This window comes from Ectothiorhodospira mobilis, assembly GCF_900114895.1.
Classification (GTDB): domain Bacteria; phylum Pseudomonadota; class Gammaproteobacteria; order Ectothiorhodospirales; family Ectothiorhodospiraceae; genus Ectothiorhodospira; species Ectothiorhodospira mobilis_A.
The window spans coordinates 167,632-192,245 of record NZ_FOUO01000005.1; the positions used below are offsets into that span (position 1 = coordinate 167,632).

The 24,614-nt window shown below is 69.8% G+C and carries 25 protein-coding genes, 1 tRNA gene, 1 other RNA gene and 1 riboswitch; of the genes, 9 read left to right on the top strand and 18 right to left on the bottom strand.

The window, feature by feature from the left end; genetic code table 11:
- Window positions 1-2 precede the first annotated feature (2 nt).
- Entirely contained in the window at window positions 3-824 is an 822-nt protein-coding gene (znuB, locus tag BM214_RS05745; protein ID WP_090484411.1) for a zinc ABC transporter permease subunit ZnuB, read from the bottom strand.
- A gap of 13 nt (window positions 825-837) precedes the next feature.
- The gene (locus BM214_RS05750; RefSeq protein ID WP_090484412.1) at window positions 838-1,608 is read right to left on the bottom strand and encodes an ATP-binding cassette domain-containing protein; all 771 of its coding nucleotides are present in this window, start codon (window positions 1,606-1,608) and stop codon (window positions 838-840) included.
- Window positions 1,609-1,749: 141 nt separating this feature from the next.
- On the opposite strand from BM214_RS05750, the gene znuA reads away from it, so the two are divergent.
- Window positions 1,750-2,709, top strand: a complete 960-nt coding sequence (znuA, locus tag BM214_RS05755) for a zinc ABC transporter substrate-binding protein ZnuA (protein ID WP_090484414.1) — start codon at window positions 1,750-1,752, stop codon at window positions 2,707-2,709.
- A 14-nt stretch (window positions 2,710-2,723) separates the two neighbouring features.
- Here znuA and BM214_RS05760 read toward each other — a convergent pair whose 3' ends face one another.
- The 9 genes from BM214_RS05760 to BM214_RS05800 form a co-directional block, all read right to left on the bottom strand.
- The gene (locus BM214_RS05760) at window positions 2,724-3,086 is read right to left on the bottom strand and encodes a diacylglycerol kinase (RefSeq protein ID WP_090484416.1); all 363 of its coding nucleotides are present in this window, start codon (window positions 3,084-3,086) and stop codon (window positions 2,724-2,726) included.
- Window positions 3,086-4,549: an aminomethyl-transferring glycine dehydrogenase subunit GcvPB gene (gene gcvPB, locus BM214_RS05765; protein ID WP_177217591.1), complete on the bottom strand. Its 1,464-nt coding sequence runs from the start codon at window positions 4,547-4,549 to the stop codon at window positions 3,086-3,088. Before gcvPB ends, BM214_RS05760 begins: the two co-directional genes overlap by 1 nt.
- 65 nt (window positions 4,550-4,614) lie before the next feature.
- On the bottom strand, window positions 4,615-5,115 hold the full coding sequence (gene tpx / locus BM214_RS05770; protein ID WP_090484420.1) for a thiol peroxidase: 501 nt from the start codon (window positions 5,113-5,115) through the stop codon (window positions 4,615-4,617).
- Window positions 5,116-5,182: 67 nt separating this feature from the next.
- Window positions 5,183-6,544, bottom strand: coding sequence for an aminomethyl-transferring glycine dehydrogenase subunit GcvPA (gene gcvPA / locus BM214_RS05775; RefSeq protein ID WP_090484422.1), 1,362 nt, complete (start codon window positions 6,542-6,544; stop codon window positions 5,183-5,185).
- 135 nt (window positions 6,545-6,679) lie between these two features.
- Window positions 6,680-7,072 carry a glycine cleavage system protein GcvH gene (gene gcvH, locus BM214_RS05780; RefSeq protein WP_090484424.1) on the bottom strand — a complete coding sequence of 131 codons (393 nt, stop codon included), beginning with the start codon at window positions 7,070-7,072 and terminating at the stop codon, window positions 6,680-6,682.
- 62 nt (window positions 7,073-7,134) lie between these two features.
- Complete coding sequence (gene gcvT / locus BM214_RS05785) at window positions 7,135-8,247, bottom strand: glycine cleavage system aminomethyltransferase GcvT (protein WP_090484426.1); 1,113 nt, start codon at window positions 8,245-8,247, stop codon at window positions 7,135-7,137.
- A gap of 150 nt (window positions 8,248-8,397) precedes the next feature.
- A riboswitch (glycine riboswitch) is annotated at window positions 8,398-8,489 on the bottom strand.
- 101 nt (window positions 8,490-8,590) lie between these two features.
- Window positions 8,591-9,220 (bottom strand): SAM-dependent methyltransferase, encoded by a 630-nt coding sequence (locus BM214_RS12980; RefSeq protein ID WP_090484427.1) that lies wholly within the window; start codon window positions 9,218-9,220, stop codon window positions 8,591-8,593.
- Window positions 9,221-9,287: 67 nt separating this feature from the next.
- Window positions 9,288-10,613: a Xaa-Pro aminopeptidase gene (pepP, locus tag BM214_RS05795; RefSeq protein WP_090484429.1), complete on the bottom strand. Its 1,326-nt coding sequence runs from the start codon at window positions 10,611-10,613 to the stop codon at window positions 9,288-9,290.
- A gap of 22 nt (window positions 10,614-10,635) precedes the next feature.
- Window positions 10,636-11,181, bottom strand: a complete 546-nt coding sequence (locus tag BM214_RS05800) for a UPF0149 family protein (protein WP_090484432.1) — start codon at window positions 11,179-11,181, stop codon at window positions 10,636-10,638.
- A 143-nt stretch (window positions 11,182-11,324) separates the two neighbouring features.
- On the opposite strand from BM214_RS05800, the gene BM214_RS05805 reads away from it, so the two are divergent.
- The 5 genes from BM214_RS05805 (at window position 11,325) to BM214_RS05825 (ending at window position 13,282) form a co-directional block, all read left to right on the top strand.
- Window positions 11,325-11,558, top strand: a complete 234-nt coding sequence (locus BM214_RS05805) for a TIGR02449 family protein (protein ID WP_090484434.1) — start codon at window positions 11,325-11,327, stop codon at window positions 11,556-11,558.
- Entirely contained in the window at window positions 11,555-11,866 is a 312-nt protein-coding gene (locus BM214_RS05810; RefSeq protein ID WP_090484436.1) for a cell division protein ZapA, read from the top strand. The genes BM214_RS05805 and BM214_RS05810 overlap by 4 nt, the downstream gene beginning before the upstream one ends.
- Before the next feature lie 49 nt (window positions 11,867-11,915).
- Window positions 11,916-12,101: non-coding RNA, 6S RNA (ssrS, locus tag BM214_RS05815), on the top strand.
- Window positions 12,102-12,194: 93 nt separating this feature from the next.
- Window positions 12,195-12,821 (top strand): 5-formyltetrahydrofolate cyclo-ligase, encoded by a 627-nt coding sequence (locus BM214_RS05820; RefSeq protein WP_090484438.1) that lies wholly within the window; start codon window positions 12,195-12,197, stop codon window positions 12,819-12,821.
- Entirely contained in the window at window positions 12,818-13,282 is a 465-nt protein-coding gene (locus BM214_RS05825; protein WP_090484441.1) for an EVE domain-containing protein, read from the top strand. Before BM214_RS05820 ends, BM214_RS05825 begins: the two co-directional genes overlap by 4 nt.
- Here the strand turns inward: BM214_RS05825 and ilvA are convergent.
- Window positions 13,251-14,819, bottom strand: a complete 1,569-nt coding sequence (ilvA, locus tag BM214_RS05830; protein ID WP_090484443.1) for a threonine ammonia-lyase, biosynthetic — start codon at window positions 14,817-14,819, stop codon at window positions 13,251-13,253. The genes BM214_RS05825 and ilvA overlap by 32 nt on opposite strands.
- Before the next feature lie 98 nt (window positions 14,820-14,917).
- Here ilvA and rpiA point away from each other — a divergent pair, with 98 nt between their 5' ends.
- Both rpiA and BM214_RS05840 read left to right on the top strand, forming a co-directional pair.
- The gene (rpiA, locus tag BM214_RS05835; protein ID WP_090484445.1) at window positions 14,918-15,577 is read left to right on the top strand and encodes a ribose-5-phosphate isomerase RpiA; all 660 of its coding nucleotides are present in this window, start codon (window positions 14,918-14,920) and stop codon (window positions 15,575-15,577) included.
- Window positions 15,578-15,605: 28 nt separating this feature from the next.
- Complete coding sequence (locus BM214_RS05840; RefSeq protein WP_090484447.1) at window positions 15,606-15,809, top strand: DUF2905 domain-containing protein; 204 nt, start codon at window positions 15,606-15,608, stop codon at window positions 15,807-15,809.
- An 82-nt stretch (window positions 15,810-15,891) separates the two neighbouring features.
- On the opposite strand, the gene BM214_RS05845 is transcribed toward BM214_RS05840, so the two are convergent.
- The 3 genes from BM214_RS05845 to BM214_RS05855 form a co-directional block, all read right to left on the bottom strand.
- A complete protein-coding gene (locus BM214_RS05845) occupies window positions 15,892-19,734 on the bottom strand; it encodes a DUF3683 domain-containing protein (protein WP_090484449.1) in 3,843 nt (1,280 codons plus the stop codon).
- A gap of 294 nt (window positions 19,735-20,028) precedes the next feature.
- Window positions 20,029-21,105 (bottom strand): porin, encoded by a 1,077-nt coding sequence (locus BM214_RS05850; RefSeq protein WP_177217592.1) that lies wholly within the window; start codon window positions 21,103-21,105, stop codon window positions 20,029-20,031.
- A 333-nt stretch (window positions 21,106-21,438) separates the two neighbouring features.
- Window positions 21,439-22,722: a sigma-54 interaction domain-containing protein gene (locus tag BM214_RS05855; protein WP_090484452.1), complete on the bottom strand. Its 1,284-nt coding sequence runs from the start codon at window positions 22,720-22,722 to the stop codon at window positions 21,439-21,441.
- 226 nt (window positions 22,723-22,948) lie between these two features.
- Here BM214_RS05855 and BM214_RS05860 point away from each other — a divergent pair, with 226 nt between their 5' ends.
- Window positions 22,949-23,239, top strand: coding sequence for a nucleotidyltransferase family protein (locus BM214_RS05860; protein ID WP_090484455.1), 291 nt, complete (start codon window positions 22,949-22,951; stop codon window positions 23,237-23,239).
- Window positions 23,240-23,366: 127 nt separating this feature from the next.
- On the opposite strand, the gene BM214_RS05865 is transcribed toward BM214_RS05860, so the two are convergent.
- From BM214_RS05865 to rplM, 3 genes are all read right to left on the bottom strand, one after another.
- A tRNA-Gln gene (locus tag BM214_RS05865) sits at window positions 23,367-23,440 on the bottom strand.
- Between the two features lie 130 nt (window positions 23,441-23,570).
- Window positions 23,571-23,963, bottom strand: coding sequence for a 30S ribosomal protein S9 (gene rpsI, locus BM214_RS05870; protein WP_090484457.1), 393 nt, complete (start codon window positions 23,961-23,963; stop codon window positions 23,571-23,573).
- A gap of 53 nt (window positions 23,964-24,016) precedes the next feature.
- Window positions 24,017-24,445, bottom strand: a complete 429-nt coding sequence (gene rplM / locus BM214_RS05875) for a 50S ribosomal protein L13 (protein WP_090484459.1) — start codon at window positions 24,443-24,445, stop codon at window positions 24,017-24,019.
- Between the last annotated feature and the right edge of the window lie 169 nt (window positions 24,446-24,614).

A 24,614-nucleotide genomic window follows, 5' to 3' on the forward strand; every position in this document is an offset into this window, starting at 1 on the left:
GCTCACCCCTCAGCGCGTCCCGCTTCCCCACGACGCCGCATCCAGTCCACCGGTACGGCCAGCATCAGCAGGAAGATCCCCGCCGCCGCCACCACGATGGAGGGCCCTGCGGGGGTGTCCCACTGCCAGGACCCCCAGAGCCCCGCCGTCACCGCCAGGCAGCCCAGGAGTGAGGCCAGGGCCGCCATCTGTTCCGGGGTGCGGGACAGCCGCCGGGCCGCGGCGGCGGGGATGATCATCAGGGAGGTGATGAGCAGCACCCCCACCACCTTCATGGCCACGGCGATGACCAGGGCGATGAGCATCATGAAGGCGATGCCCACCGCCGTCACCGGCACCCCTTCCACCCGGGCCAGGTCCTCGTGCACCGTGGCCGACAGCAGCGGACGCCAGATCCCCACCAGGGCCAGCAGGGCCACCGCGCCGCCCCCCAGGATCCACCACAGGTCCACCCAGGACACCGCCAGGATGTCCCCGAAGAGATAGGCCATCAGGTCGATGCGCACCGTCTCCAGGAAGGCGATGGCCACCAGCCCCAAAGACAGGGCGCTGTGGGCCAGGATGCCCAGGAGGGTGTCCGAGGCCAGCCGGCGCTGGCGCTGCAGCACCACCAGGGCCGCCGCCAGGGCCATGCACACCAGGATCACCGACAGGTTCACGCTGATGCCCATGAGAAAGCCCAGGGCCACCCCCAGCAGGGCCGAGTGGGCCAGGGTGTCCCCGAAATAGGCCATGCGCCGCCACACCATGAACGAGCCCAGGGGACCCGCCACCAGGGCCACCATCAATCCGCCCAGCAGGGCCCGGAGGATGAAGGCGTCCATGGGCATACCTCCGTCAGTCGTCGTTGCCGTCACCGTGGACCGGCGCCCCTTCCGGGGCGGATTCGGGGATGACATTGCCCCGCAGGTCGTGGTGGTGATCGTGATGATGGGGATAGAAGGCCACCCCGGGGGGCATGGAATCACCGAAGAGGCGGCGGTAGGCCGGATCCCGGCTCACCGCCTCGGGGTGCCCCGTGCAGCAGACGTGGCGGTTCAGGCACACCACCGAATCCGCCGCCGCCATCACCAGGTGCAGCTCGTGGGAGACCATCAACACCCCGCAGCCGTAGCGGTCCCGCAGGGAGGCGATGAGCTGGAAGACCTCCCCCTGGCCGGACACGTCCACCCCCTGGGCCGGCTCGTCCAGCACCAGCAGATGGGGTTCCCGCAACAGGGCCCGGGCCAGCAGGATGCGCTGCATCTCCCCGCCGGAGACGGACTGTACGGGCTGATCCAGGAGCCAGCCCACCCCCACCTCCCGCAGCGCGGCCTGCAGCCGCTCCCGGGGGACGCGCCGCCCCAGGGAGAGGAAGCGGCGCACGGTGATGGGCAGGATCTCGTCCACCGCGATGCGCTGGGGCATATAGCCGATGCGCAGCCCCCGGCGCCGGTGCACCACCCCCTCCGTGGGCGGCACCAGCCCCAGCAGGACCCGCAGCAGCGAGGTCTTGCCGGCGCCGTTGGGACCGATCAGGGTGGTGATCTGCCCGGGCTCGATGCGCAGGTCCACGTCCCGAAGGATGCGCCGCCCCCCCAGGACCAGGCCCACGCCGCGGGCCTCCATGAGGCTGGACAGTGGCTGCGAAGACGGGCTCTTCTGATTCGTTGCAAACAGCACGGCCGGACTCCCATCGGCACCCGGTGTCACGTCGGAAAGATGTTATATTATATCTTTTCACCAGCCAACGGATCCCGGGAGGACCTCATGGAACGCGCATCCCGTCTGCTCATCCTGATCCTTGCACTGATCACCTGGGGCAGCGCCGCGGCGGCGCCCCAGGTGGTGACCAGCATCGCCCCGATCCACAACCTGGTGCACGGCGTCATGGAAGGGGTGGCGGAGCCGGTACGGCTGGTGCCGCCGGGGGCCTCGCCCCACACCTACCGCCTGCGGCCCTCGGACATGCGCCGCCTGCACGAGGCCGACGTGGTGGTGTGGATCGGGCCGGAGATGGAGACCTTCCTGGTGCGCCCCCTGGCCACGGCACCCCAGGACCTGGTGCGGGTCTCCCTCATGGAGGATGCCGATCTCATCGTCCACCCGCGGCGCGAGGGCGGGCTGTGGGAACATCGCGCCCATGGCGACGGGGATGCCCGCGGCCATGACGACCCGGGCCATGACCACCGGGACGTGGACACCCACGTCTGGCTCTCCCCGGAGAACGCGGCGCGCATCACCCGCCACGTGGCCGCGGTGCTGGCGCGCACGGACCCGGACAACGCCCAGCGCTACCGCGCCAACCGGGAACGCATCCTGGCGGAGCTCCAGGCCCTGGATGCGCAGATCGCAAAACGCCTCGCCCCCGTGCGTGAGCGGCCCTTCATCGTCTTCCACGACGCCTACCAGTACTTCGAGCGCCACTACGACCTGCACCCCGCCGGCTCCATCACCCTGGACCCCTCCCGGTCCGTAGGGGCACGGCGCATCCACGAGATCCGGGAGCGCATCCGCGGGGCCGGGGCCCTGTGCGTCTTCGTGGAACCCCAGTTCGAACCGGACCTGGTACACACCCTGGTGGAGGGCACCGACGCCCGCACCGGGGTGCTGGACCCCCTGGGGGCGGAACTGCCCCCGGGGGTGGAGAGCTATTACCGGCTGCTGCGGGACCTGGCGGACCACCTGGTGGACTGCCTCAGCCGCGACGGCGCCGATGGCGGGCGCTGAGGGCCCGCCGGGGCTCAGTTAACCAGGACCAGCCCCCAGACCAGGGCGGCGTGCACCAGGGCCAGGAGCACGGCCGCCGAACCCATGTCCTTGGCGCGGGCGGAGAGGGCATGGCGCTCGCCGCCGAAGCGGTCGATGGCCGCCTCCAGGCCGCTGTTGAGCAGTTCCACGATGAGCACCAGGATCAGGCTGCCCAGCAGCAGGGCCCGCTCCACCCCCCCCTCCCCCAGCCACAGGGCCAGGGGGAAGAGCACGGCACAGGCCATCAGCTCCTGGCGAAAGGCCGCCTCATGGCGGAAGGTGCTGCACAGGCCCTTCCAGGAGTACCCGGCGGCCTTGACGATGCGGGTCAGCCCCCGGTGGCCGCTGGCGGCCATCAGCCGGCCGCCGCCTCATCGGCGGACCAGGCCACGTCCAGGGCCTTGGCCGCCCGCACCTCGTCGAAGCGCCGGTTGGGCAGGGTATGGGGCGCGGTCTTCACCGTCTCGGTGTCGCTGGCGGCCTCCTCCAGGATCCGCGCCATGGCCTCCACGAAGCCATCCAGGGTCTCCTTGCTCTCCGTCTCCGTGGGCTCCACCAGCAGGCACTCGGGCACCAGCAGCGGGAAGTAGGTGGTGGGGGCATGGAAGCCATAGTCCAGCAGGCGCTTGGCCACGTCCATGGCGGTCACCCCCTGCGCCTTCGCCTGACGCTTGAGGGTAAGGATGAACTCATGGGTGGCGCGGCGGTCCGGGAAGGCCACATCGAAGCCCTTCTCCCGCAGGCGGGCCATGAGGTAGTTGGCATTGAGGGTGGAGTAGTCCGCCACCCGGGGCATCCCCTCCCGCCCCAAAAGGCGCATGTAGACATAGGCCCGCAGCAGCACCCCGGCGTTGCCGGCAAAGGCCGACAGGCGCCCGATGCTCTGGGGCAGGTCCGCCTGGGTGAGCCAGCGGTAGCCCTCCCCCTGGCGCGCCACCAGGGGCACGGGCAGGAACGGGCGCAGGCGCTCGCTCACCCCCACCGCCCCGGCCCCGGGCCCGCCGCCCCCGTGGGGGGTGGAGAAGGTCTTGTGCAGGTTCATGTGGATGACGTCAAAGCCCATGTCCCCCGGGCGCACCTTGCCCAGGATGGCGTTGAGGTTGGCCCCGTCGTAGTACAGCAGCCCGCCGGCCTCGTGCACCAGCTGGGCGATCTCCCGGATGCGCCGCTCGAACACCCCCACGGTGGAGGGGTTGGTGAGCATGATCCCGGCGGTGGCGGGCCCCACGGCCGCCTTCAGGGCCGCCATGTCCACATCCCCGGAGGCGTCGGTGGGGATCTCCCGCACGGTATAGCCGCACATGGTGGCGGTGGCGGGGTTGGTGCCGTGGGCCGCGTCGGGCACCAGGATCTCGGTGCGGGCCGTATCGCCCCGGGCGCGGTGATAGGCCCGGATCATGGCCACACCGGCGAACTCCCCCTGGGCCCCGGCCATGGGGGTGAGGGAGACCTGACGCATCCCCGTCACCTCCTGGAGCATCTCCTGCAACTCGTACATACAGGCCATGAAGCCCTGGCTCTGGGCCTCGGGGGCGTGGGGATGGCGGCGCAGGAAGCCCGGCAGCATGGCCAGGCTGTTGCAGGCCCTGGGGTTGTACTTCATGGTGCAGGACCCCAGGGGATAGAACTGGGTATCGATGGAGAAGTTCTTCTGCGACAAGCGGGTGTAGTGGCGCACCACGTCCATCTCCGACACCTCCGGCAGCGGCGCCCGGCGCCCGCGCCGGAAACGCTCCGGCAGCACCGGCGGCTCGGCCCGTTCCAGGGGGGCCTGGGCGGCGGCCCGGCGGCCGGGTCGGGAGAGTTCGAAGATCAGCATAGCCTGCTCCTGATTCACGGGATTCGGGGTTGGGGCCCGGCGGCCTGCGGCGCCGGGCCCGGATATCATGACAAGTGGGCGAGGGCGGCGTCGTAGTCCGGTTCCTGGGTGATCTCCGGCACCAGCTGGGCATGCAGGATGGTGTCGTCCGCATCCAGCACCAGCACGGCGCGGGCGGCGATCCCCGCCAGGGGACCGTCCACCAGGAGCACGCCGTAGTCCCGGGCGAAATCCCGGGAGCGCATCATGGACAGGGTCTTCACCCGATCCACCCCCTCGGCCTGGCAGAACCGGCCCTGGGCGAAGGGCAGATCGGCGGAGACATTGAGCACCACCACGTCGTCGCGGCCGGCGATGTCGGCGTTGAACCGCTTCGCGGAGGCGGCGCACACGTCCGTGTCCAGACTGGGCACGATGGACAGCACCTTCCTCACGCCCTGGAAATCCCCCAGGGAGACGTCGTTCAGGTCCTTGTCCACCAGGGTGAAGTCTGGTGCGCGGCTGCCCACCTGCGGCAGCTCGCCGCTGGTGTGGATGGGATTGCCCTGCAATGTGATCTCGGCCATGGGACCCTCCTGAGGGTTGCGGCTGGTTGGCTCGGGGCGGCCGCGACGGCACGCCCCTGTAGGGAACTTAGGAAGCCGCCCGCGCCTTTTCCAGTGCCGCCATGTAGCGATCCAGGTCCGCGCCGGTCTTGGTCTCGGTGACGCACACCAGCAGCGCGTCCTTCAGCTCGGGATAGTCCCGGCCCAGGGGATAGCCCGCGAGCACCCCCTCCTCGGCCATGGCCGCGGCCACACGCTCGGCGTCGCCGCCCACGCGCACCGCCACCTCGTGGAAGCGCTCGCCGGAGAACACCGGCACGCAGCCGCTGGCCTCCAGGCGCTCCGCCAGGGCCTGGGTGTTGGCCATGGAGGCGGCGGCCACCCGTTCCAGTCCCTCCGGCCCCAGCAGGGCCATGTGGATGGTGGCGGCGGTGACCATCAGCCCCTGGTTGGTGCAGATGTTGGAGGTGGCCTTGGAACGGCGGATGTGCTGCTCCCGGGCCTGCAGGGTGAGCACGAAACCATCGCGGCCGTCGGCGTCCGTGGTGCGCCCCACGACCCGGCCGGGCATCTGCCGGGCGTGCTCCTTACGGCAGCACATGAAGCCGAAATAGGGCCCGCCGGAGGACAGGGGCGCCCCCAGGGGCTGGCCCTCGCCCACGACGATGTCGGCGCCCTTCCCGCCCCATTCCCCCGGGGCCTTGAGCAGGGCCAGGGAGACGGGATTGACCACGCCGATCACCTGCATGCCCTGTCCATGGGCCCAGTCGGTGAGGGCATCCGCCTCCTCCAGCACACCGAAGAAGTTGGGCTGGGGGATCACCAGGGCGGCCGCCTCCCCGGGGGCCTCGGCCTCCAGGGCCGCGGGATCCACGCGGCCGGCGGCGGCATCGAAGGGCAGGTCCACCAGCTCGATCCCCTGGGGGGAGACGATGCTGCGCACCACGGCGCGGTAGGCGGGATGCACACTGGCCGGCATGAGGATGCGCTGGCTCTTGTTCTTGCGGTTGGCGCGCACGGCCATGAGGGCCGCCTCCGCCAGGGCGGAGGCCCCGTCGTAGAGAGAGGCGTTGGACACCGGCAGGCCGGTGAGCCCCGCCATCATGGACTGGTACTCATAGATGAGCTGCAGCGTCCCCTGGCTGGCCTCGGCCTGATAGGGGGTGTAGGCGCTGTAGAACTCGCCGCGGGTGGCGATCTGCCAGACCGCCGCCGGCACGTGGTGCTCGTAGGCCCCGGCACCGATGAAGTTGAGGGCGGTGGCATCGCTGGCGGCCCGGGCCTCCATGAGCCGGGTCACCTCCATCTCGCTCAGGGCCGGCGGCAGCCCCTGGAGACCATCCACCCGCAGGGCCTGGGGGGTCTCGTCGAACAGCGTCTCGATGGAGTCTGCGCCGATGGCCGCGAGCATCTCGCGCACGTCGGATTCGGTATGGGGGATAAAGGGCATGGTCTTGGGGGATTCTCCGGATGACTGAAGCAGGGGCGAACCGGTCCCGCGCCCCGGGAAGGGATCCCGGGGCCGGTCGGCGGGCGGACCCCGCCCGCCGTGTTCACGCACGGCCCGATGCGGGCAGGGGCGGGATCAGCCCTCCGCCTCCAGGTGGGCCTTGTAGGCCTCGGCGTCCATGAGCCCGGACAGCTCGCCGCTGTCGGCGGGCTTCACGCGAAAGAGCCAGCCCTCGCCGTAGGGATCGCTGTTCACCAACTCGGGGCTGTCCCCCAGCTGCTCGTTCACCGCGGTCACCTCCCCGCTCACCGGGGCGTAGACATCGGAGGCCGCCTTCACCGACTCCACCACGGCGCAGGCGCTGCCCGCCTCCAGGGTCGCCCCCGCCTCGGGGGTCTCCACGAAGACCAGATCGCCCAACAGTTCCTGGGCATGTTCGGAGATGCCCACGGTGAGGCTGCCATCGGACTCCTGGCGCACCCACTCGTGGGATTTGGCGTACTTCAGATCGCTCGGGACGTTGCTCATGGGGATGGCTCCTGAAAGGCTGGAAAATCGTATGGGGATTGCAAGGGTCGATTGAATCGGTTTCAGGCCGGGATGTCGACCACCGGCTGGCCGTTGCGCGCGAACGGGGGCCGCACCACCCGGGCCGGCACCGTCTTGCCGCGGATCTCCACCTGGACGCGGTCACCGGCCCCGGCCGGGAGGCGGGCCAGGGCGATGGAGGCCCCCAGGGTGGGGGAGAAGCTGCCGCTGGTGGTCTCGCCCTCGCCGGCCTCCCCGGCCAGGACCTTCATGTGGCCCCGCAGCACCCCGCGGCCTTCCAGCACCAGGCCCGCCAGGCGGCGGGTAACCCCCTCGGCCTTCTGGCGCTCCAGGGCGGCGCGGCCGATGAAGTCCCGGTCCGCCGGCTCCAGGGCCACGGTCCAGCCCAGGCCGGATTCCAGGGGGGTGGTGGTCTCGTCCATGTCGGTGCCGTAGAGGTTCATGCCCGCCTCCAGGCGCAGGGTGTCCCGGGCCCCCAGGCCCACGGGGCGCACCCCGGCCCCGGTCAGGGCCGACCAGAAGGCGCGGGTGTCGCCGGCGGGCAGGATCACCTCGAAGCCGTCCTCGCCGGTGTAGCCGGTGCAGGCCACGAACCAGTCGCCGGATTCCACTGCGTGGAAGGGGGTGAGCTCCGCCGCCGGGCCGCGCAGGGCCTCGGGCAGCAGGGGCAGAAGGCGCTGCCGGGCCTCGGGGCCCTGCACCGCGATCATGTCCAGGTCCTCCCGCTCCGCCACGGACACGGCCTCATGGTCGGGCTGGGCGGCCGCCACCTCCTGCATCCAGGCCAGGTCCTTGTCCCGGGTGGCGGCGTTGACCACCACGCGGTAGCCGTCGCCGCGGCGGTAGACGATGAGATCGTCCAGGATGCCGCCGTCGGCGTTGAGCATGCAGCTGTAGAGGGCGCGGCCCGGATCCCGGAGCTTGTCCACGTCGTTGGCCAGCAGGCGGCGCAGGTAGGCGCGGGCACCGGGGCCGGCCACGTCCACCACCGTCATGTGGGAGACGTCGAACATGCCGGCATCGCGGCGCACGGCGTGATGCTCCTCCAGCTGGGAACCGTAGTGGATGGGCATGGACCAGCCGGCAAAGTCCACCATGCGGGCGCCGGCGGCCACATGGGTGTCGTGCAGGGTGGTCTGTCTGGGCGTCGTCATGGCTTCAGGCTCCCGTTGAACGAAAAAAGGGGCGGCCGACACGTGCTGGGTGTCGACCGCCCCTCTGTCCTGAAACCTGAGAGATTGAACCGCGCCCGTGGCGCCGGCTATCCCCTTCGGTGGGCCCTCGGGCCGCTCTCCAGAGTCGATGCGGGCAGCGCAGTCCTTTTGCCTGAGCGTTTCCGGGCGGAAGTTGCGCCTTCGGCGCCTCCACGAGGGGAGGTCTCTCCCACGCTGCCGGGGTGACTGGTCACCCGTTTCTGTGGCCGCCACTATACCTGGGGTGTCATCAAAGCGAAAGCATTTCCAGGGGTATGGATCCGGAGCCCCTTATAGCCCACGGCTATGGCTTGCCGGAGGCCCCCGGTGCCGGCTCGGGACGGCGGATGAGGGCCCGGGTCACCGCGGCGCGGCCCTGATGCCCCGGCCCTTCATCCAGGTGCACCGCCACCTCCGCCAGTTCCCGGAACTCGGCGTCCACCAGGTCCTCCCGCAGGGTGACGCTGCCATAGAGCATGGCGACATCCCGGGGACCCCCGCTGTGGTAGTGGATCTGCTCCGGATGGAAGGCCTCCAGCAGCAGCCAGCCGCCGGGCTTCAGGGCACGGAACATGGCCTCATGCACCCGCCGGCGCTGCTCCGGGGGCAGGTGCAGGAAGATGGAGACCACATGGTCGAACCGCTCCCGGGGCCAGTCCCATCCCGCCACATCGGCGCAGACGGTGTGCAGCACCACGCCGCGGTGCTGCGCCAGGGCCTCGGCCTTGTCCAGGGCCTGGCGGGAGAAGTCCACCGAGGTCACCTCCAGCCCCCGGCCGGCCAGCCAGACGCCGTTGCGGCCCTCGCCATCCCCCACGCACAACACCCGCTGTCCGGGCCGGTACAGGGCATGATGGGCCAGGAGATAGGCGTTGGGCGCCGTGCCGTAGACGTATCCGCCGGCGGCGAAACGGTTGTCCCAGAACTCTTTCATGATGCGGTGTCCCCTGGCGATCCGGCCAGATAGTGTAGGCCAATCCGGCGGCGCCGGGGCAGGCGCCTCAATCCGCCGGGGTCATGAGGGCCTCGATGGCCTCCGGGGCCTTGGGGCAGTCGGCCGTGAGCACCTCGTGCCCGGCCCGGGTGACCGCCACGTCGTCCTCGATGCGCACGCCGATGCCGGCCAGTGCCTCCGGCACCCCCTCGCCCCCCGGCGGGAAATAGAGCCCCGGCTCGACGGTCATCACCATCCCCGGCTGCAGCGGCCGCGGGGCCCCGTCCACCCGGTAGTCCCCCACGTCGTGCACATCCAGGCCCAGCCAGTGGCCGGTGCGGTGCATATAGTAGGGCCTGTAGGCCCCCTCCTCCACCAGCCGCTGCACCGGACCCTGCAGCACGCCGAGATCCACCAGCCCCCGGGTGAGCACCGCCACCGCCGCCTGGTGGGGTTCCTCCCAGTGCCGCCCCGGGGCCACCTGGGCGATGGCCGCCGCCTGGGCCTCCAGGACGATGTCGTACACCGCCCGCTGGACCGGGGAAAAGCGCCCGTTCACCGGGAAGGTGCGGGTCACGTCCCCGGCGTATCCCCGGTATTCGCAACCGGCGTCGATGAGCACCAGATCCCCGTCCCGCAGCCGGTCCTCGTTCTCGGTGTAGTGCAGGATGCAGCCGTTGGCCCCGCCGCCGACGATGGAGGCATAGGCCGACTCCATGCCGGCATGGCGGAAGGTATAGAGCAGTTCCGCCTCCAGCTGGTACTCCCACACCCCCGGGCGGCAGGCGGCCATGGCGCGCCGGTGGGCCTCCACGGTGACCGCCGCCGCCCGGCGCATGGCCTCCAGCTCCTGCTCCGATTTGAACAGGCGCAGCTCGTGCAGCAGGGGCTCCAGGGACATCAGCGCCCGGGGCGGGCGCACCCCGGCACGGCCCCGGCGGCCCATGGCCTCGATCCAGGCGCTCACCCGGCGGTCCATGCCGGACTCGTGCCCCAGGCTCAGATAGACCCGCTCCCGACCCTCCAGCAAGCCGGGCAGGACCTGCTCCAGCTCCGCCAGGGGATGGGCCTCGTCGGCGCCGAAGTCGCGCACCGCCCCCTCGGTGCCCGCGCGGCGGCCGTTCCAGGTCTCCTTCTCGGGATCGCGCTCGCGGCAGAAGAGGACATAGTCCCCCTCGGACCGCCCCGGCACCAGCACGGCCACCGCCTCGGGCTCGACAAAGCCGGTGAGGTACCAGAAATCGCTGTCCTGGCGGAAGGGATGGGTCACGTCCCGGTTGCGGGTACGCTCCGGGGCCCCGGGGACGATGGCGATGGCCCCCTCCCCCATGGCCTCCATGAGGCGGCGGCGGCGGTGGGCGTGTTCCTGTAATTGGGTCTTGTTCGGGATCATGGCTCGATGGTCGGGGGCGGGCTCAGTGCAGCCCGGAGGGCCCCTTCAGGGGCTGGAGTTCCTCGCTCACCAGCAGCACGCCCACGCGCACGTACTCGTGGATCTCCTGGAAGGCGGCCTCGTCCGCCTCCTCGTCATCCAGGGAGAAGCCCGTGCGGGCGATCTCGGACAGATCGCGGACGATCTCCGCGGAGTCCTCAGGCAAAGTGCGGGGTTCCCCCACACCGGCCAGGGCCAGGCCGTAGAGGAAGCCCTGGCACCACAGCCCCAGGGCCTCCACCCGCCGTTCCAGGTCGCTGTCATCGGAGGGCAGCAGCAGGTCGAAGCTCAAGAGGGCATCCGCCAGTTGGGTGCGGGTGGCCTCGAACAGGGCCGACAGGGCCTGCGGCGGCGCGGGTGTTTCCTGCCCCTCGCCGGCCTGGGGCAGGACCTCCCGCAGCCAGGCCCCGGCGCCGGAACCCAGATTGGCGGTGAGCAGGCCGCAGAGGGTGCCGTGGACCTCGGCGGCGCCGGCGGCGGCACCGGCGGCGCGCAGGCTGTCTTCGACGGCTTCGTAACCAGGCATCATGGCGCGGGACTCACAGGGGCGGGGCGGGTTTGGGGCCAGTCTAACACCGCCGCTCCCCCCCTGCCCATGCGCCCCGGCGGGGCACCCGCACGCCCTGCCCGGGGCCGTTGACGCCCCCCGCCGGACGGGCCTATATTGGCCCCATGACGGAGGCGCCCCACAACGATCCCGCCGAACAGACACTGCGGGAGCTGGAATCCCGGGTGGAGGCGCTGGTGCAGTTCTGCGACCGCCTGCAGGAGGAGAACCGCCTGCTGCGGCAGGAGAACGAACAGCTGCGCTCCGAGCGGGCGGTACTGTCGGAACGGGGCGAACAGGCGCGCATCAAGGTGGAATCCATGATCAGCCGCCTGCGCTCCATGGAGCAGGCCTCGTGAGCGAGCGGGCCACCGAACCGGTGACGGTGCAGATCCTGGGCAAGGACTACCGCATCGCCTGCCCGGAGGACGAGCGCAGCGCCCTGGTGGCCTCCGCCGACCTGCTGGACCGGCGCATGAAGGAGATCCGGGACACCGGCAAGGTGGTGGGGGGAGATCGTATCGCCGTCATGGCGGCGCTGAACCTCACCCACGAACTGCTGGCCATGAAGGGCCGGCAGGCGCGCACGGAAGAGCGCATGCAGCAACTGCGGCAACGCATCGATGCCGCACTGGCCCGGCAGCAGGACCGGGAAACCGCCGGCTGAGGCGGGCGACGGCACGGATGGCCCGAGGCTTCGAGTTTGACGAGTTTGGGCACCTCTGCGGTGTACGTGTGCGGCCGGGGTTTATCCTTGAGCCTAATGAACTACCCCGGGAGCCGAACTGCGATGGTGTTGTGCATGTCCGCCCGCGTGCGGAAAGCCTGGATCCATCGCGTAGGCACCCACTTGAACCGCTGGTTCAAGGTCGAAGGTCTGCCACGGCACATGCGGAGCGTGTCCTCCTTACCCCCAGGGCCGGCCCCAACAGGCCGGCCCTTCTTTCTTCGGGGCAGTCCCCGCACTCCCCTGCCCATGCATCCCTGATCCCGCCATGCAGACACCGCGCCATGCCCTGCGACGCGACCTGAGACGGCAACGCCTCGCCCTCTCCGCCCGGGAGCGCCGGGCGCTGGCCTGGCAGGTGGCGGCGCGGGTACGCCATCACCGCCTGTTCACCGCCGCCCGGCATATCGCCTTCTATCTCCCGGACCGGGGGGAGGTGGACCCCGGCCCGTTGATGCAGGCGGCCCGCTCCGCCGGCAAGCAGATCTACCTGCCGGTGCTGGCCCCGCGCCATCCGCGCCTGCTGTGGTTCATGCCCTGGCAACCGGGGGACCGACTGGTACGCAACCGCTTCGGTATCCCCGAACCGCCGGTGCGGGCGCGCCGGCGGCGGCCGGCGCGGCACCTGGACCTGGTGATCGCCCCCCTGGTGGGCTTCGACCGGGCCGGCCACCGCCTGGGCATGGGCGGCGGCTTCTACGACACCACCTTCGCCCATCTCAACCGCCAGCGCTGCTGGCACCGGCCGCGGCTCCTGGGCCTGGCCTACGGCTTCCAGGAGGTGGCGGCCCTGCCCCACGCCCCCTGGGACGTGTCCCTGGACGCCGTGGCCACGGAACGGGAGCTGATCCTCTGGTCCCGGGGGGACGAGGACGGCCCGCAGGGGGCCCCATGAGACACTGGCTGATGAAGTCCGAACCCGAGGTCTTTGGCATCGACGACCTGGAACGGGTGGGGGTGGAACCCTGGGAGGGGGTGCGCAACTACCAGGCCCGCAACCTGCTGCGGGACGAGATGCAGGCGGGGGACCTGGCCTTCCTCTATCACTCCAACTGCAAGGTGCCCGGCATCGCGGGGATCATGCGCATCGCCCGCGGGGGCTACCCCGACGACACCGCCTGGACCCCCGGGCACCGCTACCACGACCCCCGCAGCACCCCCGAGAACCCCCGCTGGTTCCGCGTGGACGTGGCCTTCGAGCGGCGCCTGGGGCGGATCATCCCCCTGAGCGAACTGAAGCAGGCCCCGGAACTGTCCGCCATGCCCCTGGTGCGCCGCGGCAACCGCCTCTCCGTGCTGCCGGTGTCCCCGCAGGAATGGGACTTCATCCTCTCCCTGGAGACCCCACGGGACTGAGCTCCGGCACGGCCCCGTTTTCGGGCCCGAGGAACAGGCGGTAGACCGGGTTGTCCGTCTCCTCCCAATGGACATAGCCCAGCTCCTTCAGGAAGCGCTTGAAGCGGGCCTTGTCCTCGGGGGGCACCTGCAGCCCCACCAGCACCCGGCCGTAGGCGGCGCCGTGGTTGCGGTAGTGGAACAGGCTGATGTTCCAGTCCTGGCCCATGTGGCTGAGGAAGTTCATCAGCGCCCCCGGCCGCTCCGGGAACTCGAAGCGGTAGACCCGCTCGTCCCCCACGTGGGCGGCATGCCCGCCCACCATGTGGCGCAGGTGGGCCTTGGCCATCTCGTTGCGGCTCAGGTCCACGATGGGATAGCCGCGGTCCTCCAGGTCCGCCAGCAGGGCCTTGCCCTCCGCCTCGCCGCCGCTCAACTGCACCCCCACGAAGACATGGGCCTGGCGGTCGTCGGCATAGCGGTAGTTGAACTCGGTGACGGCGCGCTTGCCGATGGCCTCGCAGAAGGCGCGGAAGCTGCCGGGCCGCTCGGGGATGGTGGCGGCGAACAGGGCCTCCCGGTGCTCCCCCAGCTCCGCCCGCTCGGTGACATGGCGCAGGCGGTCGAAATTGATGTTGGCCCCGCTGAGCACGGCGGCGTAGCGGCCGTCGCGGGTCCCCTCCCGCTCCAGGTACTTCTTCAGGCCCGCCACCCCCAGGGCCCCGGCGGGCTCGGCCATCACCCGGGTATCGTCGAAGATGTCCTTGATGGCGGCGCAGAGCTCGTCCGAGGACACCAGCAGGATCTCGTCCACGTATTCCCGGGCCAGGCGGTAGGTCTCCTTCCCCGCCTGACGCACCGCCGCGCCGTCGGCGAAGATCCCCACCTGATCCAGCACCACGCGGCGCTTCTTCTCCAGGGCCTGCTGCATGCAGGGGGCATCGTCCGGCTCCACGCCGATGACGCGGATGTCCGGGCGCAGGGCCTTGATGTAGGCGGCCATGCCGCCGAGGATACCGCCGCCCCCCACGCCCACGAAGACGGCGTCCAGCGGGTCCGGGTGCTGGCGCAACAGCTCCATGGCCACGGTCCCCTGCCCGGCGATCACCTCCGGCTCGTCGAAGGGGTGGATGAAGGTGTAACCGTTCTCCGCCACCAGCTCCTGGGTGAGCCGGTAGGCCTCGTCGTAGGAATCGCCGTGCAGGATGGCCTCCCCCCCCAGGGCGCGCACCGCATCCACCTTGATGGAGGGGGTGGTGCGGGGCATGACGATCACCGCCGGGATGCCCAGGCGGCGGGCGGAGAGGGCCACCCCCTGGGCATGGTTGCCGGCGGAGGCGGCGATCACCCCGCGGGCGCGCACCTCCGGCGGCAGCTGCACGATCTTGTTGTAGGCCCCCCGCAGTTTGAAGGAGAACACCGGCTGCAGGTCCTCGCGCTTGAGCAGCACCTGGTTGCCCAGGCGGCGCGAGAGGGTGGGCATGGGGTCCAGGGGGGTTTCGCGGGCCACGTCGTAGACGCGGGCGGTGAGGATCTTCTGCAGATAGGGATAGGTCATGGAATCAAGATACCGCCCGCGCTTCCCCAGCCGCAAGCGGTGATGACCCCGCCCCGCCGCTGCGCGTAGAATGCCCATCGAACCAGAGGAGAAACCCCATGAGCAACGCGGACGAGATGAAGAAGGCCGCCGCCGAAGCGGCCCTGGAATACGTGGAAGACGGCATGATCGTGGGCGTGGGCACCGGCTCCACGGCCAACCATTTCATCGACCTGCTGGCCGGCATGAAGAACCGCATCGAGGGCGCCGTGGCCTCCTCCGAGGCCAGCGCCCAGCGCCTGCGGGGGCACGGCATCCAGGTGATGGACCTGAACAGCACCGGCACCCTGCCCCTGTACGTGGACGGGGCCGACGAGGCCACGGAACACCTGCACCTGACCAAGGGGGGCGGCGGCGCCCTCACCCGGGAGAAGATCGTGGCCGCCGCCAGCGAGACCTTCGTCTGCATCGCCGACGAATCCAAGCGGGTGGACGTGCTGGGGGCCTTCCCCCTGCCGGTGGAGGTGATCCCCATGGCTCGCAGCTACGTGGCCCGGGAGATCCTCAAGCTGGGGGGGCAGCCCGAGCTGCGCCAGGGCTTTACCACGGACAACGGCAACATCATCCTGGACGTGCACAACCTGCGCATCAGCAACCCGGTGGAGATGGAGACCACCCTGAACCAGATCGCCGGGATGGTCACCGTGGGCATCTTCGCCCGCCGCCCGGCGGACGTGCTCCTCCTCGCGGGCCCCGACGGGGTACGCACCCTGAGGTAGGCCCGCGGCCGGTGGGAGGACACGCGCCATGGCCCGGATCCTGATCGCCCTGGGCGTCCTGCTCCTCCTGGCGGGCCTGGCCTGGCCGTGGCTTGCGCGGCTGGGCCTGGGGCGCCTGCCGGGGGACCTGCTCATGCAGCGGGACGGCTTCACCTTCTACTTCCCCCTCACCACCTCCCTGGTGGTGAGCGCGGTGGTGTCGCTGCTGCTGTGGCTGATCCACCGGCTCTAGGCCCCACTTCTAGGCCCCATGTGCCGGGCCGGGGATCCACGCCACGTGTGCGCGGATCCCGGCCGCGGCGGCCCAGGGGGGCTTACAGCAGCACCTTCTCGATACCCTCGCGGCGGGCCTGGTCGATGAACCGGCGCTGCCAGTCCGCCCCCAGGAGGGCCTCGGCCATCTCCACCACGATGTAGTCGGTGCCCACGCCGGTCTCCTCGCCGTAGCGGGCCAGCCCCTGCTGGCAGGCGGGGCAGGCGGTGAGGATCTTCACCTGCCCCGGCTCCGCCACCGCCTCGCCGGTGAGCTGGGTCACCCCCTGGGTGATCTCCTCCTGCTTGCGGAAGCGCACCTGGGTGGCCACGTCCGGGCGGTTCATGGCGAAGGTGCCCGCCTCGCCGCAGCAACGGTCGGAGTGGACCACCGGCTGGCCCATGAGGGCGTTGGCCACCTTCAGGGGATCGTGGGTCTTCATGGGGCTGTGGCAGGGGTCGTGATAGAGATACTGACGCCCTTCCACCCCTTCCAGGGTCACCCCCTTCTCCAGCAGGTATTCGTGGATGTCCAGCAGGCGGCAGCCGGGGAAGATGCGCTCGAACTCGTACTTCAGCAGCTGATCCATGCAGGTGCCGCAGGAGACGATCACCGTCTTGATGTCCAGGTAGTTGAGGGTGTTGGCCACGCGGTGGAAGAGCACGCGGTTGGCGGTCTCGATCTCCCGGGCCTTCTTCGCCTCCCCGGAGGCCTCCTGGGGATAGCCGCAGCACAGGTAGCCCGGGGGCAGGACCGTCTGCGCGCCGGTGCGGTAGAGCATGGCCAGGGAGGCCAGGGCCACCTGGCTGAACAGGCGCTCGGAACCGCAGCCGGGGAAGTAGAACACCGCCTCGCCGTTGTCCTCCATCTGCGCCGGATCGCGCACGATGGCCACGTGGCTGGGATCGTCCAGCCCCAGCAGGGTGCGGGTGGTCTGGGCGGGCACGTCCGCCGGCAGGGGCTTGTTCATCATGTGGATGACCTGCTCATGCAGCGGCCGGCGGCGGGTGGTGGCGGGGGGGATGGCCGGTCCCTTGAGGCCCACGCGCCGGAACAGGGCATGGCCCATGCGCTGGGCGGCAAAGCCCCACTGCACCAGGGCCTTGTGCATCACATGCACCGCCCGCGGGTCCTGGATGTTCAGGTAGGTCATGGAGACCCTGGCGGCCATGCTGCTGCGGCGCTTGTGCTGGTCCTTGAGGATGGTGCGCATGCGCGCGGTGACGTCGCCGAAATCGATGTTCACCGGGCACGGCGGCAGGCACTTGTGGCAGACGGTGCAGTGGTCGGCCACCTCATTGAGCTCGTCGAAGTGGCGGAAGGACAGGCCGCGGCGGGTCTGCTCCTCGTAGAGGAAGGCCTCGATGATGAGCCCGGTGGCCAGGATCTTGTTGCGCGGCGAGTACAGCAGGTTGGCCCGGGGCACGTGGGTGCTGCACACCGGCTTGCACTTGCCGCAGCGCAGGCAGTCGCGGATGTCGTCGTTCAGGGCCCCCAGCTCGCTCTGCTCCAGGATCAGGGCCTCCTCCTCCACCAGGCGAAGGGAGGGGGTGTAGGCCATGGCCAGGCCGGAGCCCGCCATGAGCTTGCCGCGGTTGAAGCGGTTGTCCGGGTCCACCCGGCGCTTGTAGTCGGCGAAGGCCTCCACCACCTCCGGGTCCAGGTACTGCATCTTGGTGAGCCCCACGCCGTGCTCGCCGGTGATGACGCCGCCGAGGCTGCGGGCCAGGTCCATCACCTGCCCCACGATGCGTTCGGCCTCGTGCATCATGGCGTAGTCGTTGGAGTTCACCGGGATGTTGGTGTGCACGTTGCCATCCCCGGCGTGCATGTGCAGGGCCACGAAAAGGCGGCTGGTGAGCACCCGGTCGTGGATCGCCTGGATGCGCTGGCGCACGGCGTCCAGGTCGCGGCCATCGAAGATCTCGAACAGCGGGGCCTCCAGCTCGCGGCGGTAGGAGATCACCAGGTCATGGCGCAGGATGAGCTGCACCAGCCGGTCCCCGGGGCGCCGCGCCTGGCGGGCCGTGTCGTCCAGCAGCTCATCCACCTGGGTGGCGTCCGTCTCCAGGTGCTCCAGGATGCGGCGCCAGCGGTCGCGCACCTGCAGCACATGGGCCTCGGCGGCCTGGCGGCGCTTCTCGAACCAGTGGCGCGCCTCGTCGTTGTCCAGGCCCAGCTTGGCCACCAGGGCCTGGCGGTCCGCGTCCAGGCACTCCAGGATCTCCTCGGCCATGCGCAGCTTGTTGGTGAGGGACTGGTGGATGTTGATGCGCTCGATGCCCTCGCTGTATTCCCCCAGGCGCTCCAGGGGGATGACCACGTCCTCGTTGATCTTGAAGGCGTTGGTGTGGGCGGCGATGGCGGCGGTGCGGGAGCGCTCCTCCCAGAAGCGGCGGCGCGCCTCGGGGCTCACGGCGATGAAACCGTCGCCGTTGCGGGCGTTGGCCATGCGCACCACCCGGGCGGCGGCATCCGCCACGGCCTGCTCGTCGTCCGAGGCCAGGTCGGCCATGAGCAGCATCTTGGGCCGCTCCCGGCGGGAGCCCTTGGGGGTGTAGCGCACGGCGCGCACGTAGCGGTCGTCCAGGTGCTCCAGCCCCGTGAGCTGCACCTTCTCATCGGCCTCCAGGTCGTTCTTGATCTCCACGATGGCGGGCACCGCCTGGTGCAGGTCCGGGCCGTAGAACTCCAGGCACACCGTGCGCAGGTGGGAGGCCATGCGGTGCACCACGAACACCGCCGAGGTGATGAGGCCGTCGCAGCCCTCCTTCTGCACCCCGGGGAGATCGAACAGGCGCTTGTCGGTCACGTCCTTGCCCAGCCCCTCCCGGCGGCAGGCGCGGCCGGGGAAGGTGATCACCTGCGGCTCCCCCTCGGGGGTGCGGCCGTCCGCCTGGTAGCGGGTGACGCGGAAGGTCACCTCCTCCTGGTCGTGGATCTTGCCCAGGTTGTGGTTCACCCGCTCCACCTCGATCCAGCGGGCGTCGGGGGTCACCATGCGCCAGGAGGCCAGGTTGTCCAGGGCGGTGCCCCACTGCACCGCCTTCTTGCCGCCGGCGTTCATGGCGATGTTGCCACCGGCGGTGGAGGCGTCCTGGGAGGTGGGGTCCACGGCGAAGACATGGCCACCCCGCAGGGCCGCCTCGGAGATGCGCCGGTTCACCGCCCCGGCGCCGGTGTGCACCGTGGGCACCGGCTGTTCCAGGCCGGGCAGCTCGCGGAACTCCACCTCGCCCACCCAGTCCAGCTTCTCGGTGTTGATCACCGCCGCGTCGGGGGTCAGGGGCACGCCGCTGCCGGTGTAGCCGGTGCCGCCGCCCCGGGGGATCACCGTCAGCCCCAGCTCCAGGCAGGCGGCCACCACCTGGGCCATCTCCTCCTCGGTGTCGGGGGTGATGACCACGAAGGGCAGTTCCACGCGCCAGTCGGTGGCGTCGGTGACATGGGACACCCGGGCCAGGCCGTCGAAGCCGATGTTGTCCCGGGCGGTGTGGCGCATGAGCCGGCGCCGCACCCGCTCCCGCAGGGCCTGCTGCTCGGGGAACCAGGCCTCGAAGCGGCGCACCGCCTGGCGCGCCGCCTGGGCCAGCTCCAGGGCCTTCTCGTTGCCGTCGGCCCGGGCCACGATCTGGTCGATGCGGTGGTCCATGGCGCCGATGAGATTGCTCAGGCGCTTCTTGTCCGCCAGCAGGTCGTCCTGGATATAGGGATTGCGCGTCACCACCCACATATCCCCCAGCACCTCGAACAGCATGCGGGCGGACACGCCGGTGCGCCGCTGGGCGCGCAGGGTGTTGAGCACGTCCCACATGGACTCGCCGAGAAACCGGATGACGATCTCCCGGTCGGAGTAGGAGGTGTAGTTGTAGGGGATCTCGCGGATGCGGGTGGTGGAGGTCATAGATGCGGGGAGGATTGCGAAGGGAACTTGGGAGGGTAACAGCACCGCCCCCGGCGAACAAGTCAACCCCCGCGTTCGCCATGGAAAATTCACATGCATTTCATGGGGTTATAGCCCCGGAACCGGCGCGGGCAGCTACACCGCAGCGCAGCAAACGGCGGCACCCCCCGCCGCAATGGAAACCGCAATAGAAAAAGGGCGCGAGCGGGAGACCCCGCATCGCGCCCTTCAAGGCAAGGCCCTCCGCCGCCGGGGCGGCGAAGCGGCCAAGACGTCGGCTTGGGAGCCGATTTCTTAGAAGTTGTGAGCCACGCCCACCTGGAAGCCGGAGACCTCGGCGCCAGGCGCAGAGGCTGCCACATCCTTGCCCTTGCCGGAACCGGTGAAGGCATATTCAGCGGCATCGTCATTGGACACCTGGGCGTAGGTGGCGTACATGTTGGTGCGCTGGGACAGGTTGTAGCCGGCGCCCAGGGCGTACATGTCGGCCCCGGTTTCGTCCATGTCGTTCTCATCGGCCATGGAGTAGGAGGCCATCAGGTAGGCCTGGCCCATGGCGTACTTGCCGCCCAGGTGGAACATGTCCCGATCACCATAGGCATCCTGATCGGAGTCCAGGTTCTCGTACATGGCCGCCAGGGTGAAGCCCCCCAGGTCGTAGGTGCCGCCCACCTTCCAGCCGGTGGCATCGGCGTCACGCGCAGTGTTGTACTCGTTCTGCTGCTGGTAGGCCACGGCCAGGTACATGGGGCCCTGTTCGAAGGTGCCGGCCAGGGACATGGCATTGCGATCGTTGGCGTCGGCGTCCGGGGTGTCGTCGTCCTTGTCCGTGGTGTAGTTGGCCAGGAAGCGCATGCCGTCCAGGTTCGGGCTCATGTAGACGATGGTGTTGTCATCGCGGTTGTAGAAGCTAAAGTCTGCGCCATCAAACTGCCCGGCGATATGGTGCATGTCGCCCAGGGTGTCGGCGAAGAAGTTCAGGGGCAGGGTGGCGGTCTTGTAGGCGCTGTCGTGCTTGCCGAGACGCAGCTCACCGAAGCCGCCGGCCAGGCCCAGGTAGGTGTTGCGGGCGGTCAGGTCGGAGTTGCCGAAAGTCTGGCTTTCATCATTCACTCCGTCTCCATCGGTATCAGCATCGCTGCTGTAGAGACCGGCCTCGATCTGGTAGATGCCCTTCAGGCCCATACCCAGTTCCTCGGAACCGCGCACGCCCAGGCGGGAGGAGTTGGAGGCCAGCTGATGGGAAGAGTCCGCATCGTTGTCCACGAAGTCCAGGGACAGGTTCATGCGGCCGTACAGGGTGGTGTCGGCCATGGCGGCGGGGGCGGCCACGGCGGCGGCTACGGCGAATGCGAGTACCGTCTTTTTCATGGTTGTTGATCCTCTGCAGAGTGTTGTTATGGATGGCTCGGATGTGTCAGCCATATACAACGAATGCAGGAGCCGTGCCATAAGCCAAGCCATTGAAATGAATCGTGCAAAAAGACCACACCCCTGACAGCACGGATGCCACTGTCATGACAACGACATGACATCACGCCCGGGTGTTGCAAAAACCACACGTCAGGGCCCGGCCAGGATGGGGCGCGGGACGGCATCGCCACGGGGGGCGCCCGGGCCTGGGGGAGCGGGGATCGGGTTCGCACCCCGGTCTTCCTGCAGCCCCGGATGAACCGCCTGGGCGACGAACCGCCCCGCGGGGGATCACCCCCCGCCTTCGAGACGCCGCAGGTAGCGGTACAGGGTGCGCTCGCTCACCCCCAGGCGCCGGGCCGCCTCGCCCCGGTGGCCGTCGCAGGCGGCCAGGGCGGCGCGGATGCGCCCCGGGTCCAGGCGGCCGCGGCGGGCGGGGGCCGCACCGCCGCCATCCGCCTCCGGCATGGCGAAGTGCTCCGGGCGCAGGGGGCCGTCCCCGGCCAGGATGGCGGCGCGGGTGACCATGTTCTTGAGCTCGCGCACGTTGCCGGGGTAGTCGTGGCCCTGCAGGGCCGCGGCCACGGCCCCCTCCAGGGGGAGATGGCGGGCGCCGCCGTCCGCCTGGCGCAGGAAGTGTTCCGCCAGGGGCAGGATGTCCTCGGGGCGCTCCCGCAGGGGGGGGATGCGCACGGGGAAGGCGGAGAGGCGGTAGTAGAGGTCCTGACGGAAGCCCCCCTCCCCCACCATGGCGGCCAGGTCCCGGTGGGTGGCGGCCACGACGCGCACGTCCACGTCGATGTACCCGGTGCCGCCCACGCGGCGGATGCGGGAGGTCTCCAGGGCGCGCAGCAGCTTGCTCTGCAGGGCCAGGGGCATCTCCCCCACCTCGTCGATGAACAGGGTGCCGCCGTGGGCGGCCTCGAACAGGCCGGTCTTGCGCCGGTCCGCGCCGGTGAAGGCCCCCTTCTCGTAGCCGAACAGCTCCGCCTCGATGAGGGACTCCCCCAGGGTGGAGCAGTCCACCACCACCAGGGCCCCCCCGGCGCGGCGGGAACGGCGGTGCAGGTACTCCGCCACCCGTTCCTTGCCCACGCCGCTCTCCCCCAGCAGGAGCACGGTGGCCTGGGTGGCCGCCACCCGCTCCACCATGTCCATGAGGCCGCGCAGGGCCGCGGAATGCCCCACCAGGGAGATGTCATCGCCGGCCTCCCGGGCGTGGCCCTCGGGCTGCAGGAAGACCCCGGTCCAGCCCGCCGGGGAGGCGGTGATGCGCAGCCGCAGCCGCGCCCCGCCCGCCGCTTCCACCAGGACGCCGGGGCCGGCGGTGTGTCCGGCCTCCAGGGGGCAGCGCTCCGGCCCCGAACAGGAGGGCCCCGGGCGGCCGTGCAGGATCTCCTGGCAGCCCCGCCCCAGCAGGGCCTCCCGGGACCGGGAGAGCAGCGCCGCGGCCGCCGTGTTGGCGGCCACCACCCGGTGATCCCGGTCGAAGATGAGGAAGGCCTCCGGGATCAGGTCCATGGCCTCGCCCAGGCCCGGGGGCATGAGCGCGGGGGTCTCGGTGAGGGAGAGCATGGGGCAGACGATACAAGACCCCGCCCCACCCCACAACTCAACGCGCGCCCCGCGTCGAACCTTCCCTGTTCCCTACGGAACCCGCCAGCCGGGCATCCGTCATCCGGGTGCCCACCCTTCGTTCGATTCATGTGCCGCAATGCGCGGCTCAAACGCCTGCGTGATTGACGGCAGGTACTTGATACCCTAAAGATTGGCCTATCCGAGTACCAACCGGGTTCTCTGTATGAGGCCATCCAGCGCATATCCACCGCACCGCGATGCCATACGGCAGATCGTGGAGCGCCATCGTGCCAAAAATCCACGCATCTTCGGTTCTGTCCTCCATGGACTGGATACGGATGAAAGCGACCTGGACATCCTCATCGACACCACGGAAGAAACCTCCCTCTTCGATGTGGGCGCCATTCGCTCAGAACTGACCGAACTCCTGGGGGTGGAGGTGGATGTGCTGACCCCCGGTGCACTGCCGGACCGGTGGAGACGGCAGGTACTCCAAGAGGCTCGGGCGATATGAGTCGTCGGGATGAACTTGCCCTGAAAGACTACCTTGAGATTACGCGTCGAACCTTCCAGGTTCGAATCCCGGTGAATCCTCAATGATCCATAAAAAAAGGCCCCGCAAGGGGGCCTTTTTCTATGGATGGCTGGGGGACCAGGATTCGAACCTGGGTTGACGGAGTCAGAGTCCGCAGTCCTACCGCTAGACGATCCCCCAATAACACTCTGATTTTGGACGCTTATCCTAGCGTATTCGGGCGCCGGAGGCAAGGGGTGCCAGGCCGCGGCGTCCATTCCGGCCCTGGGGCCGGGGCGGCGCCCCCGTGCATGCACGGGGGCCGGCCGGATCAGCGCTTGCTGTACTGGGTGGCGCGGCGGGCCTTGCGCAGGCCGACCTTCTTGCGCTCCACCTCACGGGCGTCGCGGGTGAGGTAGCCGTGCTCCCGCATCTTGCCGCGCAGGTTTTCGTCGTAGTCCACCAGGGCGCGGGCGATGCCCAGGCGGATGGCACCGGCCTGGCCGTTGGCGCCGCCACCGCTCACCGTGGCGACCACGTCGAAGCGGTCCACGTTCTCGGAGACTTCCAGGGGCTGGCGCACCACCATGCGGGAGGTCTCGCGGCCGAAGAACTCGTCCAGGGGCTTGTTGTTGACGAAGATGTCACCCTTGCCCGGGCGCAGGAAGACGCGCGCGGAGGCATTCTTGCGGCGTCCGGTTCCGTAGTTCTGGGTTGTTGCCATGTGTCGACCTGCTCTGTGCTGTCCGGCGCCGCCCGGGGCGGCGCAAGGGGGGTTCAGATATCCAGCGGCTGGGGCTGCTGGGCGGCGTGGCGATGTTCGCTGCCGGCGTAGACCTTCAGCTTCTTGAACATGGCCCGGCCCAGCGGGTTCTTGGGCAGCATGCCCTTGACGGCGATCTCGATGAGCCGCTCGGGGGCCCGCTCGCGGATCTGCTGGGCGCTGGCGGACTTCATGTGACCGATGTACCCGGTGTGCTTGTAGTACATCTTGTCGGATTCTTTCTTGCCGCTGAGGCGCACCTGGGAGGCGTTGACCACCACGATGTAGTCGCCGGTGTCCACGTGGGGGGTGTACTCCGGCTTGTGCTTGCCGCGCAGCCGTCGGGCCAGTTCGGTGGCCAGGCGGCCCAGGGTCTTGCCGGAGGCGTCCACCACGTACCAGTCGCGGCTGACTTCAGCGGGCTTGGCGCTAAAGGTCTTCATTCCTGAACTCCAGGTGCACTTGAATCACGGAAGGCCGGGTATGTTAGCGGTCCGGGGGGGAGGATTCAAGTACCAGCCTTGTCCAACGACACATGAGCCTGAAGGAGGGACGTGATTCCAGCGTGAAGTGAGCCTGAAGGCGGTCGGGGTTTGGGATCATCGGAGGATG

Bases quoted from the DNA above. Each gene is read 5' to 3' on its own strand.
- gcvPA (WP_090484422.1), bottom strand. From the start codon at position 6,544: ATGCCCTTTATCCCCCATACCGAATCCGACGTGCGCGAGATGCTCGCG.
- BM214_RS05805 (WP_090484434.1), top strand. From the start codon at position 11,325: ATGACGGAGGCGCCCCACAACGATCCCGCCGAACAGACACTGCGGGAG.
- BM214_RS05760 (WP_090484416.1), bottom strand. From the start codon at position 3,086: ATGGCCGCCAGCGGCCACCGGGGGCTGACCCGCATCGTCAAGGCCGCC.
- rpsI (WP_090484457.1), bottom strand. From the start codon at position 23,963: ATGGCAACAACCCAGAACTACGGAACCGGACGCCGCAAGAATGCCTCC.
- znuB (WP_090484411.1), bottom strand. From the start codon at position 824: ATGGACGCCTTCATCCTCCGGGCCCTGCTGGGCGGATTGATGGTGGCC.
- gcvPB (WP_177217591.1), bottom strand. From the start codon at position 4,549: ATGCTGATCTTCGAACTCTCCCGACCCGGCCGCCGGGCCGCCGCCCAG.
- BM214_RS12980 (WP_090484427.1), bottom strand. From the start codon at position 9,220: ATGAAAGAGTTCTGGGACAACCGTTTCGCCGCCGGCGGATACGTCTAC.
- tpx (WP_090484420.1), bottom strand. From the start codon at position 5,115: ATGGCCGAGATCACATTGCAGGGCAATCCCATCCACACCAGCGGCGAG.
- BM214_RS05800 (WP_090484432.1), bottom strand. From the start codon at position 11,181: ATGATGCCTGGTTACGAAGCCGTCGAAGACAGCCTGCGCGCCGCCGGT.
- rpiA (WP_090484445.1), top strand. From the start codon at position 14,918: ATGAGCAACGCGGACGAGATGAAGAAGGCCGCCGCCGAAGCGGCCCTG.
- BM214_RS05845 (WP_090484449.1), bottom strand. From the start codon at position 19,734: ATGACCTCCACCACCCGCATCCGCGAGATCCCCTACAACTACACCTCC.
- BM214_RS05860 (WP_090484455.1), top strand. From the start codon at position 22,949: ATGAGGCCATCCAGCGCATATCCACCGCACCGCGATGCCATACGGCAG.
- pepP (WP_090484429.1), bottom strand. From the start codon at position 10,613: ATGATCCCGAACAAGACCCAATTACAGGAACACGCCCACCGCCGCCGC.
- BM214_RS05750 (WP_090484412.1), bottom strand. From the start codon at position 1,608: ATGGAGGCCCGCGGCGTGGGCCTGGTCCTGGGGGGGCGGCGCATCCTT.
- BM214_RS05840 (WP_090484447.1), top strand. From the start codon at position 15,606: ATGGCCCGGATCCTGATCGCCCTGGGCGTCCTGCTCCTCCTGGCGGGC.
- gcvT (WP_090484426.1), bottom strand. From the start codon at position 8,247: ATGACGACGCCCAGACAGACCACCCTGCACGACACCCATGTGGCCGCC.
- BM214_RS05820 (WP_090484438.1), top strand. From the start codon at position 12,195: ATGCAGACACCGCGCCATGCCCTGCGACGCGACCTGAGACGGCAACGC.
- ilvA (WP_090484443.1), bottom strand. From the start codon at position 14,819: ATGACCTATCCCTATCTGCAGAAGATCCTCACCGCCCGCGTCTACGAC.
- BM214_RS05850 (WP_177217592.1), bottom strand. From the start codon at position 21,105: ATGAAAAAGACGGTACTCGCATTCGCCGTAGCCGCCGCCGTGGCCGCC.
- gcvH (WP_090484424.1), bottom strand. From the start codon at position 7,072: ATGAGCAACGTCCCGAGCGATCTGAAGTACGCCAAATCCCACGAGTGG.
- BM214_RS05825 (WP_090484441.1), top strand. From the start codon at position 12,818: ATGAGACACTGGCTGATGAAGTCCGAACCCGAGGTCTTTGGCATCGAC.
- znuA (WP_090484414.1), top strand. From the start codon at position 1,750: ATGGAACGCGCATCCCGTCTGCTCATCCTGATCCTTGCACTGATCACC.
- BM214_RS05855 (WP_090484452.1), bottom strand. From the start codon at position 22,722: ATGCTCTCCCTCACCGAGACCCCCGCGCTCATGCCCCCGGGCCTGGGC.
- rplM (WP_090484459.1), bottom strand. From the start codon at position 24,445: ATGAAGACCTTTAGCGCCAAGCCCGCTGAAGTCAGCCGCGACTGGTAC.